The organism is Acidimangrovimonas sediminis (genome assembly GCF_002871005.1).
GTDB lineage: Bacteria > Pseudomonadota > Alphaproteobacteria > Rhodobacterales > Rhodobacteraceae > Acidimangrovimonas > Acidimangrovimonas sediminis.
On the sequence record NZ_PHSN01000057.1, the window covers coordinates 1 to 11,733 of the forward strand.

The 11,733-nt window shown below is 67.2% G+C and carries 12 protein-coding genes; all 12 read right to left on the reverse strand.

Annotated elements, in window-relative coordinates:
- Nucleotides 1-338 precede the first annotated feature (338 nt).
- The 12 genes from CVV76_RS24125 to CVV76_RS24180 all read right to left on the reverse strand — a co-directional run bounded on the left by CVV76_RS24125 (nt 339) and on the right by CVV76_RS24180 (nt 11,359).
- Entirely contained in the window at nt 339-680 is a 342-nt protein-coding gene (locus CVV76_RS24125) for a hypothetical protein (protein WP_102227237.1), read from the reverse strand.
- 85 nt (nt 681-765) lie between these two features.
- Nucleotides 766-1,974, reverse strand: a complete 1,209-nt coding sequence (locus tag CVV76_RS24130) for an MFS transporter (RefSeq protein ID WP_102227238.1) — start codon at nt 1,972-1,974, stop codon at nt 766-768.
- A gap of 128 nt (nt 1,975-2,102) precedes the next feature.
- Nucleotides 2,103-3,512, reverse strand: a complete 1,410-nt coding sequence (locus CVV76_RS24135; RefSeq protein ID WP_102227239.1) for an amidase — start codon at nt 3,510-3,512, stop codon at nt 2,103-2,105.
- Between the two features lie 90 nt (nt 3,513-3,602).
- Nucleotides 3,603-5,387 (reverse strand): acyclic terpene utilization AtuA family protein, encoded by a 1,785-nt coding sequence (locus tag CVV76_RS24140; protein ID WP_102227240.1) that lies wholly within the window; start codon nt 5,385-5,387, stop codon nt 3,603-3,605.
- Between the two features lie 54 nt (nt 5,388-5,441).
- Complete coding sequence (locus CVV76_RS24145) at nt 5,442-6,188, reverse strand: SDR family NAD(P)-dependent oxidoreductase (RefSeq protein ID WP_102227241.1); 747 nt, start codon at nt 6,186-6,188, stop codon at nt 5,442-5,444.
- 128 nt (nt 6,189-6,316) lie between these two features.
- Nucleotides 6,317-7,096, reverse strand: a complete 780-nt coding sequence (locus CVV76_RS24150) for an SDR family NAD(P)-dependent oxidoreductase (protein ID WP_102227242.1) — start codon at nt 7,094-7,096, stop codon at nt 6,317-6,319.
- On the reverse strand, nt 7,089-7,895 hold the full coding sequence (locus tag CVV76_RS24155) for an SDR family NAD(P)-dependent oxidoreductase (RefSeq protein ID WP_102227243.1): 807 nt from the start codon (nt 7,893-7,895) through the stop codon (nt 7,089-7,091). The genes CVV76_RS24150 and CVV76_RS24155 overlap by 8 nt, the downstream gene beginning before the upstream one ends.
- 36 nt (nt 7,896-7,931) lie before the next feature.
- Nucleotides 7,932-8,582, reverse strand: a complete 651-nt coding sequence (locus CVV76_RS24160; RefSeq protein WP_102227244.1) for an NAD(P)-dependent oxidoreductase — start codon at nt 8,580-8,582, stop codon at nt 7,932-7,934.
- Between the two features lie 148 nt (nt 8,583-8,730).
- Complete coding sequence (locus CVV76_RS24165) at nt 8,731-9,048, reverse strand: hypothetical protein (RefSeq protein ID WP_102227245.1); 318 nt, start codon at nt 9,046-9,048, stop codon at nt 8,731-8,733.
- Nucleotides 9,049-9,060: 12 nt separating this feature from the next.
- The gene (locus CVV76_RS24170; protein WP_102227246.1) at nt 9,061-9,639 is read right to left on the reverse strand and encodes a hypothetical protein; all 579 of its coding nucleotides are present in this window, start codon (nt 9,637-9,639) and stop codon (nt 9,061-9,063) included.
- 97 nt (nt 9,640-9,736) lie between these two features.
- A complete protein-coding gene (locus CVV76_RS24175) occupies nt 9,737-10,474 on the reverse strand; it encodes a helix-turn-helix transcriptional regulator (RefSeq protein ID WP_158243244.1) in 738 nt (245 codons plus the stop codon).
- 249 nt (nt 10,475-10,723) lie between these two features.
- Nucleotides 10,724-11,359 carry a TorF family putative porin gene (locus CVV76_RS24180; protein ID WP_102227248.1) on the reverse strand — a complete coding sequence of 212 codons (636 nt, stop codon included), beginning with the start codon at nt 11,357-11,359 and terminating at the stop codon, nt 10,724-10,726.
- Nucleotides 11,360-11,733: the final 374 nt, after the last annotated feature.

Below are 11,733 nucleotides of genomic sequence, written 5' to 3' on the forward strand. Positions count from 1 at the left end.
GTCTGTCCGGGGATAGGGGAACCTCGCCTAACAGCCGATTTGCGCAACAGAGTCGGTTCTTGACGGTCATGCCACGCAGGGTGAAGGGCGAGAAGAGCTTCGATGTCATGGGGCGTTCCTCCGATGGGCCGGTGCAGTCTTGGGGGGCAGGCCCCTCCGGCCCTATGCGCGGCATCTTCTGCCGCGCCGCGCATCGGGCAAGAGGCCGGTTGCGGATTGGCGGGGACGATCCAGAGATTGGCGGTGCCAGTCAAGTCCCCCGCCGGGCCCGCCGGACGGAAACGGAAACCGCGCGCTTCCCCCGGGTGCGGGGACCGGCAGCGGCGCGCCCGCGCCCTTCAGTCGTAGCTGACCGGGCGGATGACGCATTCCTCGACATCCATGGCGCTGAAATCCCTCACGTAATCCTCGAAATGCGCCTCTGAGCCGCCGATATTGGCCGCGCTCGTGCGGCGGTCGAACTCGGCCCGGGCGGTTTCGTCCTCGAACCAGAGCTCTACCATGCCCCAGAACTTGGCCGTCCCGACCAGCGGGCTGCGCACCCGGCTGATCACATAACCCTTCACCAGGTCGGAGGCGTTTTCGAGGATCTCGCGGGCATGCTTGCCGGTGTGTTCCTGCCAGTAAAGCTCGGGCTCGACGCCTTCCGGCAGGTGGAAAAGTCCGACGGTCTTGATCATTTGGGTCTCCGTAAATTCGGCCCGGACGGGCCAGGCGGGGCAGTTCTGTGACGACTGCCCCGGGGTCTTGCGTAAAGGGGTGGCGTCAGACGTCCAGAAGGACTTCCTCCTCCAGCACCGGATGGCCTCCGGCGGCCTGGCGGCGGCCCCGGATGGCAAGGCCGATCAGCCCGAGTGCCACCAGGATCATCGCCACGGCAAGGCTTTGCAGCAGGCCGTAATGCTCGTCCTTCACGGCGAAGCCCAGCAGCGGCCCCACGGCGGCCCCGACATTGATGGCGACCGCCAGGAAGGCGGCGGCCGAGCCGCGCTCGTCCATGCTGCCCACCGCCGAGATGTGCGAGCCGGCCAGGAAGTTCCAGGCGAAGTTGATCGCCAGCAGCCCGGTGAAGAACCCGATGGTCGTGAGGGAAAACATCAGGCACAGGATCCCGGCCACGGTGATGACGAAGCCGGTCAGGATGGCCAGCCGCCGGTCCATGCGTCCGGCGATCAGGGCCGCGACGATGCAGCCGCCGATGCCGACGAACTGGGAGGCCGAAAGCGCGCTACCGGCCAGGGCCGGCGATCCGGTGGACTGGATGCCCATGTTGAACGAAAAGGCGTAGATGGCGCAGAGGCCGGCATAATAGAAGACCACGCTGAACAGGGCCATCGCGCCACGCAGGTTGGGCAGGGTCTCGATGAAGCTCAACGGTTTGTCCTGGGCGGTCAGCCGCACGCACAGGAAGAAGGCGGCGACAAAGCCGATGGCGTCTGAGACGCTCAGCACGATGAAGCTGGCGTGCCAGCCCACGAGGCCCTCGAATTTCGGCAGGACGGCAAAGCCGATCATGCCGTAGATCAGCGGGCAGATCGCCAGCAGGGCATAATTGCGGTCTACCCGGCGCGTCGTCATCAGTGTCGAATAGGCCAGGCTGAGCGCATAGCCCGCCATGATGCCATCGACGAAGCGGACCGAAGTCAGCAGCACGATGGAATCGACCAGCATTGTCGCCAGGGCGCACAGCGTCAGCAGGCCGGTGACGACGACCGCCTGCATGCGGCTGTCGAAACGCCGTGACAGAAGGCCTGCCAGCAGCGCGCCGCCGGTCACGCCGGTCAGTTCCATGGTGCTGACCAGCCCGACCGACCCGTTCGAAAGGCCGAAGGCGCCGGCCAGTGCCGGCAGGGTCATCGGCAGTAGGGTGAAGCCGCTGGCGCCCACCGTGCCAAGGATGAAAGAGGCAACGATGGCGCCCCGGGGGGTGCCCGTCGCATCGGATGTGGCCGGATCGCTGAATGTGCTGTGCATGTCGTTTCCCTGTCTTTTTCTGGTTATCGTGATTTTTGTGGCAGGGGCTGCCGTTCTGCGGGCAGACCCTTCCCGTCGCCCGCCCCGGAAGGGCGGACGCTGCTTTTCTTGGCGCGCGGTCGGCGGGCCTAGCCGGGTGGGGCGGTCTCGACCGGGTGCGGCGCGACCCGGGGAAGATCCCGATGCCAGCCGGTAACGGTCTGGAAAACATGTCCGGCCCGCAGCAGCCGGGTCTCGTCCATCGGGCGTCCGACAAGCTGCATCGAGACGGGGCGGCCGTTGGCGCCGCGTCCGCAGGGCAGGGTCAGGGCGGGCAGCCCGGCGATGCTGATCGGGGCGCTGTAGCGCAGCAGCCGGTCGGGTGGTCCTGCCAGCAACGCTCCGAGCTGTGCGAGGTCCGGCGTGCCATGGGGCAGAACCGGGGTCAGGATCATGTCGGCTTCGGTGAAACAGGCCAGCAGGGCGTCCCGGAAGGCGGCGCAGTGGTCGCGGGCCGTGGCCAGCTTGGCCTCGGAAAGCCCGGTGCCGAAGTCGATGCCCCGGGCGAAGTCTGCGCTGAACATTCCGGGGAAGGCAGCCCGCCGCGCCGCATGGCTGCGGGCATTGGCGCGCGCGATCAGCAGGCCCAGCCCGTGCAGCGCCGCTTCGGGATCGGGAAAGTGCCCGGCCACGATGCGCGCTCCGCAGGCCGCCAGCCGGTCGGTGGCCGCCGCGAGTGCGTCATGGGTATCGGGATCGGGGTCGAGGGTGTTGAACCGCGTATCCACCAGAATACGCAGCCCCGACAGATCGCCCCGTGCGTTCAGCACCGAAGCGGGGTCGAAGGCGGGGGCGCGGTGTTCGGCCCCGTCGATGACCGCCAGGACCGCCGCCAGATCCGCGACGCTGCGGGCCATCGGTCCCACCACGTCGAAACCGGCTGCGCAGGCGGCCAGGCCCCGGGTGCCGATCCGCTCCAGCCCCGGCTTCAGCCCGCTGAGGTTGTTGCAGGCGGCGGGCACCCGGATCGAGCCCGCCGTATCGCTGCCAAGGGCTGCCACGACCATCCCGGCGGCCACCGCCACCCCGCTGCCCGAAGAGGAGGCGCCGCTCCAGAGTTGCGGGTTCAGCGGGTTCACCGGGCAGGGCACGTCGGGGTGATGACGGAACGAGGCGCCTTCGGTCATCGCCAGCTTGCCCAGGATCACCGCGCCGCCCTCTTTCAGCCGGGCGGTGACCGTCGCGTCGCTTTGCGCCCGTTCCCGGCGCAGGGCGGGGATGCCGTTGCCATTGCCGCAGCCGGCCATGGCGATGTTGTCCTTCAGGCCAAGCGGGACGCCGTGCAGCGGTCCGCGCCAGTGTCCCCCGGCCAGCTCCCGCTCGGCCCGCAGCGCCGCCGCCATCGCCTGTCCCGGCGCGACCTCGCAGAAGGCATGCAGCGCCGGGTCACGTTGTCCGATCCGCTCCTGCGCGGCCTCGCACAGCGTCACCGGAGAGATCCGGCGCCGGCGGATCGCTTCGGACAGATCGTGCAGGGGCATATCGAGCGGATGGGACATGGCCGGTGTGACCTCCTGTCTGGTCGGCTGGGATCATCATCCCGGATGGGCGGGATCTGCTGTATCCCCGAAAATGGGGAACCGGGCGGGTCAGCTTTGCAAGGTGGGCGCGGCAAGCAGCCCCTCTGGCACCCGCACCGGCAGATCGAGAAGCTGCTGACCAAGCCCCTTGCCCATGTCGTCGAAGCGGCGCGAGGACACCGCGCCTCCGTCGAGCGCGTCGTGCAGCACGAAATTGAAGGCTCCGAGTCCTGGCATCTCGTAGCGATCGACGCGGGCGTGGGCGGGATCGGCGAAGAGATGGGCGTACCAGTCGCGGATCACCTCGGGCGTCAGCGCGGCCGAGAGCCAGGGCAGCCAGGCGGGATCCCGGGCGACAACGCCGATGTTGACCAGATCGCCCTTGTCCCCGGAGCGCAGGTAGGCCAGCCGCTCCAGCGGAACGGTGTGGGTGCCGGTGACGGGATGCGGCGGGATGCCGGGGCAGGGCGGCAGTGCCGCGCTGTCGTAGCCCGCCTGGTCGTGCATCCCGACCGCAAGCGTCCTGTCGTCGATGCTCAGCAGCGGTTGGACCCGGCTCTTTTCCATCAGGAAGGACCACAGCTTCATGCGCGGGCGGATGTCCGCACCCAGTGGCGGCGGCGTGCCCGGCGCCATCGAGGCGGCGGTGCCGCCATGGACCCGCATCAGTGCCTCCATGGCCTCGCGGCGGGGGTGATCGGCGACCAGGCGATAGACCACCTCGCTCGGGGTGGCTCCGGCGGGCGCATGGGCCCCCATGCTCTCTCCGGTGCCGATGTACTGCGCGCTGGCCTGATCCAGCGGGCCCCAGTTGTGGCGGGCGTTGAGGACCTCGCTGCGACGCAGCAGCGCCGCGACGATCTTGCGGGCCTTGCCGGTGGCATCCTTGCCGACGACCGGGTTCGACAGAACTGCGCGCCAGCCCAGTTGCTGCATGGCGCAGACCTTGTAGGTGGCGGTGGGCGGATGACCGGTCCCCCCGGACAGGCGGATCCGGTCCGGTCCCAGCTCTTGCAGGGTCACGGCGCTGAAGTCGGCGGTTACATCCGGCAGGAAATAGCGCTGCGGATCGCCGATCTCGTAGGTTAGCTGCTCTCCGAGTGTGCCGCGGGTGATCCGCCCGCCGGTGCCGGGGACCTTGAAGAACACGGCGCTGCCATCCTCCGAAACCTCGGCGATGGGGAAGCTGGGGTTGGCGAAGTCCATCTGCTGCCAGTCGGTATGGATGCCGCCGCTGGGCTGGGCGCCGCATTCCAGCAGATGCCCGATGATCGAACCCGTGCCGAGGCGGTGGAAATCGTCCAGGGCCCAGCCGAATTCGTGGATCAGCGCGCCCAGTGTCAGGGCGGAATCGACGACCCGGCCGGTGATCACGATGTCGGGGGCATGGCGCAGCGCCTCGGCGATGGGCTGGGCCCCGAGATAGGCATTGGCGCTCAGCAGGTCTCCGGGCACCGGAGCACCGCTGAACATGTCGGTGAAGTCGCCGGGAAGCTGGTCCAGAACGTCATCGCCATGGACGACGGCGATGCGCGGCGCGAGACCGCGTGCCCCGGCGGCCTCGCGGAACAGCCGCGCGCAAAGCAGCGGGTCAAGGCCTCCGGCATTGGTCATGATGCGGATGCCGCGCGCCATGAGGTCGGGCAGCACCTCCATCACCTCGGGTCCCAGCAGGCCGGCGCCGAAGCTGGCCATCGGGTTGGCGGCCCGCGCGCCGGCCATCTTGGCGATGCTGTGTTCCATCAGGTAATCGAGCACGAGGTAGTCGATCTCTCCGTACCCTGCCATCTGCGGCATAGAGAGGGTGATGTCGGCGGAACAGCCGGCGGCGATGCGAAGGGTCTTGTCGGTCATGGGGTCTCCTCCCGGCGCCGGTCCCGGCCGGCGCTTTTGCAGTGACGGCACGGCTCAGCGCGCCAGATAGCCGCCGTCGATCACCAGATCGGTGCCGGTGATGAAGCTGGCCTCGTCGCTGGCCAGAAAGACGACGCCCATCGCGACCTCTTCGGGGCGGCCATGGCGGCGCATGGGCGTCAGGTTCAGGAAGTCCATCGTGGTCTCGTCGTCTTCCTCTCCGGCCATCTCGGTCAGGATCATACCGGGGCAGACGGTATTGGCGCGAATGCCATCGCCCACGTAAGAGACGGCGGCGTTCCTGGTCATGGTGCGGATCGCGCCCTTGGTGGCATTGTAGGCGAAATGACCATCGTCGCCGGTCAGCCCCATGATCGAGCACAGGTTGACGATGGCGCCACCGCCCCGGGTGCGCAATGCCGGGATCGCCGCGCGCATACCCAGCCAGGTGCCGGTCTGGTTCACCGCGACGATCCGCTGCCAGCCATCCTCGGTCTCGGTCTCAAGCCCTTCCAGCGCGCCGATCCCGGCATTGTTGACCAGAATGTCGATGCCGCCGAACGCCTCCTGCGTGCGGGCGATGATGGTCTCCCAGTCCGCCGCGCACGCGACGTCGTGATGCAGGAACAGCACCCTGGCGCCGGTGGCGGAAAGGTCGGCGGCCAGCGCTTCGCCGGCACTGTCCTGAAGATCGGTCAGGACCAGAGCGGCGCCTTCGGCGGCGAAGGCGCGGGCGATGGCCGCGCCGATGCCCTGCGCGGCCCCGGTGATGATGGCGGTCTTCGATGTCAGCCGGGTCATGGGATGCGTTATCCTTTGTGGCAGGCGCAGCCGGTCCTGCTCCGGCCTGCCGTCGGGCGGGGCCGGGCGCCGGAACGCCCTGGGTATCGGAAGAAAAGCGGACGGGCCGCGCGCCCGCCCGCAAGGGATCACTGCGCCAGGAAGCCGCCGTCCACCGGCATGTCGAGCCCGGTGATGAAGCTGGACTGGCTGGAGGCCAGGAACAGCACCGCGGCCGAGATTTCCTCGGGGCGGGCCAGCCGCCCGAGGGGGGTCAGCTTGATATACTCGTCATCGGAATGATCGCCCGCCTCGACGGCGAAGCCGGTGTCGACGATGCCCGGCGCGACAAGGTTCACGCGGATGTTCTCGGGGGCGTAGTGCATTGCGGCGTTCTTGGTCAGCATTCGTACCGCCCCTTTCGAGGTCTGGTAGCCGACGTGCCCCTCGCTGCCGACAAAGCCGGCGATGGAGCCGATGTTGATGATCGAGCCGCCGCCGAGCCGGCGCATCTCGGGGATAACGGCGCGAATGCCCAGCCAGCTTCCCTTGGGATTGATCGACATGATCCGGTCCCAGCCCGCCTCGGTCTCGTCCTCGATCCCGGCGATGGCCATGACGGCGGCATTGTTGACCAGAACGTCGATGCGGCCCCAGCGGGCGGTGACCCCGGCGACAAGGTCCTGCCAGTCGGCGGCGCTGGCGACGTCGAGATGACAGAACATCGCTTCTCCGGGACCGCAGGCCGTCAGATCCCCGGCCAGTGCCTGACCCGGGGCGTCCTGGATATCGGCGATCACCACGCGGCTGCCCTGCTGGACGAAGCGGCGGGCATGCATCGCCCCCATGCCCTGGGCCGCGCCGGTGACGATGACCACCTTGTCGGCAAGGCAGGGGTAGGTCGCGGCAAGTGTGTCGGTGTCAGCCATTCAGTCGTTCCCTTTCTTCGACCACGGTGGGGAAATGCGCCAGCATTCCGCCATCGAGGATGATATCCGTGCCGGTGATGAAACCGGCCGCGTCGCTGGCCAGGAAGGCCACGGTTTGACCCACGTCCCGCGCCGTTCCGGCACGTGGCAGGGCGTTGTGGGCGATGAAGGCGTCGATCTCGGCCTGATCCATGTGGGCCTCGATCCCGGGGGTCAGGATCACTCCGGGAGAGACCGAGACGCAGCGGATCCCCGCCTTGCCGTGCTGGGTCGCGATATTGCGCGTCAGCCCGTGGATCGCCGATTTCGAGGTGCCGTACATGATCCGGCCCAGCTCGGCGGAATGGCCGGTGGCCGAGGCCATGTTGATCACCACGCCGGCGCCGGCCGCGATCATGTGGGGCAGGGCATGCTTGGCCATCAGAGCTTGTCCCAGAACGTTCACGGTGAAGACGCGCGTGAAGGCGGCCGCGTCCAGCTCCAGCACGGTGCGGTCGGCGGCGAAGACCTCGGGGCTCATCTCGGCGGCGATGTTGACCAGAATATCGAGTCGCCCCCACTGTTGAACCGAGCGCGCCACGGCGCGCCCGATCTCGTCCTCGCTGGCCACGTCGACCGGAAAGGCAATGGCGTTGCCGCCGAAACGGGTGATCTCGGCGACGGTGGCCTCGGCGGCGGTCGCCACCAGGTCGAGCACCGCGACCCGCGCGCCTTTTTCGGCCAGCGCCAGCGCGCTTGCGCGCCCCAGTCCGCCGCCGCCGCCGGTCACGATGGCCACCCGTTCCGTCAGTTCTGCCATATCCTGTCCTTCCGTATTGTCCGTGGTCCCGCCGCCTTAGTAGGCGCCGATCACCGAGAAGCGCTGGTTTTCATGCGCCGGGGTGTCGATCTCGTCCAGGAAGGCCTTGGCATAATCCTTGTCGCCAATGGCGGACATGCCGCGGCTGTCCTTGATCATGACGTCGCCGCCCAGGGTGTAGGCGCCGACGGGCTCCTGCGGGGCATGGGCGCCGAACATCATCGCCGGGCTCAGGTAGAACCAGCGGCCCTTGTCCGCACCGCGCAGCAGCGCCAGCATCTCGCCATGGGCGGTGGCCTCGGGCAGGGCGATGGGCGGGAACTTCTCGCCCTCCATAAGCTTCGGACCGCCCTCGCTGACCTGGAGCGAGCCGGCGCCGCCGACAATGGCAAGCCGCGTGCCGGTGCTGTCCGAAATCGCGAGCAGTGCGGGGATGGCATCGGCCAGTTTCTTGCCGTCGATCTCGTGCGCGGGCATGGCGACGACCAGCACGTCGACCTGTTCGGCCACGGCTTTCACCGCCTCGGCGTCATGGATGTTGCCGGTCGCGATCTCGGTATTGGCCGAGCCCGCGCGCGGCTTGCCCGAACGGCTGAAGGCCAGCACGTCGTGGCCGCGCGCCAGCGCCTCGGAGCGGATCGCGTCGCCAGCGTAGCCGTTGGCGCCGAAGATTGCGAGTTTGGTCATGTGATTTCCTTCCATTGGTCTGCGCGGTCCCGGTCGGTCCGGGATCCGGCGATGTCTCGGCCCGCCCGTGGGGCGGCGGCGTGTGTGACGGGCCAGCCTTAGCCGCTGCATGGGGGGGCTCATATCCCCATAAAGGGGGAGGGAGGGGTCAGCCTGCCGGCGTGATCATGCAGCGTTCCTCGACTGCGACGGCGTGGAAATCGGTCAGCAGGGCGTCGAACCCGTCGTCGATCCGTGCCGCCCGGTCCAGGAAAGCGCGACGTTCCTGCGGGCCGACAAAGCTCAGCTCGACGGCGAAGCGCCAGGGGGCCTCCTCTCCGGGCAGGCTGCGCGAAATCACGTAGCCGGTCAGCAGCTCTCCGCACTGCGCGAGGATCGCCCGGGCGTGGACGGGCAGGGTTTCCTCCCAGAACCGGGTCGCATCGACGCCGGGGACGAGGTTGAACTGGCAGATCGTCTTCGGCACGGGATGCCTCCTTCAGCCGACTACGCGATCCCACAGCAGGGTGTTGGGCGGTGGCGGCGCATCGGCGAAGTCGATGCCGTGCATCTCTTCGAGATTGCCGTTGATCCAGAGGTTCAGCTCGGATTCATTGGGCGCGGCGCGATGCTCGTCTTCCCAAGGGCGATGCCCGATGACGATGGGCACGACGTAATCGGTGGCCCCGTTTTGCAGGAAGACCGTCTCGCCATGGGCCGATTGCATCATGTCGAGGATCAGTTCGGGGTTGCGGGGGCCGTCAAGTTCGGCGGCGAAGGCGCGGAAGCGCTCGCGCATGCCCGGCAGCAGCGGCAGGGCCGAGATGTAGATATCGCTGCCCGGCAGGCCTTCGGGCATGGCGCTGAACATGCGCTCGACCCGGGGCAGGGCAACGGGGCCGAAGGCCGGGATGGTTCCGGCGGCGTCGCCGACATGGGCCAGCACCACCAGATCGCCCCCGGGCATCTTCTGGAGGAAGGCGACCTCGCGCGCGATGCCCTCGGGCAGGGGGCGGTCCTTCATCGCGTCAATCTGGCCTTCCAGGGCGGAGGCCTCGATTGCATAGGCACTGAACATCCAAATACTCCTCGTCGTCATTCGCAACGAGGGCTATTCGGTCGCCGTTCCGCCGGGTATCGCCAAAAAAGGGGAAGGCGACGCGGCGCGGAAAATGTCAGTTGCCGGGGAAGTTGGCTGCGAAATAGCCGGCAAGTTCGGTCCGGTTGGCACAGCCGGATTTCTCAAGCGCGTTCTTCAGATGGGTGCGCACCGTGTAATAGGCGATCCCCAGGATGCGGGCGACGTCGCGGTCCGAACAACCGCGCGCGATAAGCTGGGCGACCTCGGTTTCGCGCGGGGTGAAGGCGGGCAGGGCTGCGGCGGGGCGGCGGAAGAAGCGGGCCAGATGCGGGCGCAGGGCGGCCAGCAACTCGATCTCGCGGGGCGAGAAGGGCGGGCTCTTGCGGCTGCGCAACATGGTCAGACGCCCGACCTCGCCCTGATCCGAAGCAATATAAAGCGCAAGGACGCGGTAGAGGTTGTCTGGGGCCAGCACCTCGCGGAAGACTGCACTGCGTTCATATTCGGCCGCCGTGACCATCTGTTCAAGCGCCACCGGTTTCGGCGACATGCGGATCTGGTCGGCCATGCCGTCACGGAACTGGAAATGCTGCTGGAAGCGCAGGATCGAGCTGGCGCTGACATTGGCAAAGACCGGATCGACGAAACTGTGACTGTTGCTGTCCCAGGCGAAGGAAACGCAGGCATCCGCGCGCAGCAGTCCGAGGGCCTCGTTGACGACCCACTCCCGCTTGTCCGCGCCCCCGCCGGTGCCCTGCTGCGCCCCGGTCGCGATGATTGCAGCGAAGCTGTTGATCTCTTCAGTCGACATCGTGTGCATGTGCTGTTCCATGTCTGGTCCTCGCGAGGGAAGCATCGGGCCGGAAGGCGGCGGCGGATGCGGCGCTGGCGGCTCAGCATTCCAGCGACGTCTATTTGCGCTGATGCTCAAGCCGGCGAGGCGTTTTCCGCGCGAAAACCGGGAAAAATCCTCCAATTGCGCCCAATATCCGGGCAGCTCGCGGAGATGCTACGATCTGTCGCCGCGATTCCGCAAATCCGGCGTGCCGCCTCACGAGGGGAAAAACGGCACGCCGGTCGCTTAGCCCTTCAGCAGGACCGTATCGAAGGACAGGGTGAAGAACAGGATGCTCTCGTCATCCGAGCGGTCGGAATATTCCACGCGTACCGAGGTGCCGTTGTCGAAGCTCTTGCTGAGGCCGGCCTTCCAGTAGGTTTCGTTATCCACATCCCCGAACTGGTATTCCGCCGCCAGAGCAAAGCCGTGGCCCAGGTCGATCCCCAGCAGGGGCTTGTACATCACGTAATCCTCAAGATTGCTGCTGACCTCGATCCCGCCCGAGACAGGGCCGAAGACCGGGTGCATGACCTTGACGAAGGCGTCGCCGCAGCAATTGCCCAGATCGCCGTCATAGAGATAACGATAATAATTGATGTCGTAGGAAAGCTGGCCGATTTCACCACGATACCCGCCATACAGGTCAAGTTCGACCGTGTCGTTGGTGCCGAAATCGACATTCGAGGCCCAGGCGCCGATGTACAGTCCCGAGGCAAATCCCTGTTCGATATAGGTCTGAAGCGCAGGTTTGTCCTCGGTCTGGGTCCGGCCTCCGCCGACGTAGTTCGAGGTCAGCGCGACCCCGGCGAACGTGTCTGCATCGGCTGTTCCGGCCATGGTCGCAAGCGCGAGGGTCGCGCTCAGAAGCGTCTTCTTCATGTTGTCTCCGTCTGTTGTAAGTCTTTTGTTATGAGTCCGGTTCGGTCCGGTTTTGCGCAGGAGCGCGCCCGTTCCCGCCCGGGCCACCCCTGGGGATGCGACCGGCGGGAGAACCGGAGAGCCCGTGCCGGCCTCCGGTTCCGGCGGAAGCTATCCCGGTCCGCAATCGCTCCTGTATCCCCGAAAATAGGGAGTGATCCGGGTTCACGCGGGCCGGATCTGCCAGATGCAGCAGGGAGACAGTTCGTTCCGCTATCCGCAGAAACGTGATTTGCGGTTCGGGAGAGCGGCCCGGGGGGCTATATCTGAAGGGTATTTTCGACTCTGTTGCGCAAATCGGCTGTTAGGCGAGGTTCCCCTATCCCCGGACAGAC

Bases quoted from the DNA above. Each gene is read 5' to 3' on its own strand.
- CVV76_RS24180 (WP_102227248.1), bottom strand. From the start codon at position 11,359: ATGAAGAAGACGCTTCTGAGCGCGACCCTCGCGCTTGCGACCATGGCC.
- CVV76_RS24170 (WP_102227246.1), bottom strand. From the start codon at position 9,639: ATGTTCAGTGCCTATGCAATCGAGGCCTCCGCCCTGGAAGGCCAGATT.
- CVV76_RS24175 (WP_158243244.1), bottom strand. From the start codon at position 10,474: ATGGAACAGCACATGCACACGATGTCGACTGAAGAGATCAACAGCTTC.
- CVV76_RS24125 (WP_102227237.1), bottom strand. From the start codon at position 680: ATGATCAAGACCGTCGGACTTTTCCACCTGCCGGAAGGCGTCGAGCCC.
- CVV76_RS24140 (WP_102227240.1), bottom strand. From the start codon at position 5,387: ATGACCGACAAGACCCTTCGCATCGCCGCCGGCTGTTCCGCCGACATC.
- CVV76_RS24150 (WP_102227242.1), bottom strand. From the start codon at position 7,096: ATGGCTGACACCGACACACTTGCCGCGACCTACCCCTGCCTTGCCGAC.
- CVV76_RS24160 (WP_102227244.1), bottom strand. From the start codon at position 8,582: ATGACCAAACTCGCAATCTTCGGCGCCAACGGCTACGCTGGCGACGCG.
- CVV76_RS24155 (WP_102227243.1), bottom strand. From the start codon at position 7,895: ATGGCAGAACTGACGGAACGGGTGGCCATCGTGACCGGCGGCGGCGGC.
- CVV76_RS24145 (WP_102227241.1), bottom strand. From the start codon at position 6,188: ATGACCCGGCTGACATCGAAGACCGCCATCATCACCGGGGCCGCGCAG.
- CVV76_RS24130 (WP_102227238.1), bottom strand. From the start codon at position 1,974: ATGCACAGCACATTCAGCGATCCGGCCACATCCGATGCGACGGGCACC.
- CVV76_RS24135 (WP_102227239.1), bottom strand. From the start codon at position 3,512: ATGTCCCATCCGCTCGATATGCCCCTGCACGATCTGTCCGAAGCGATC.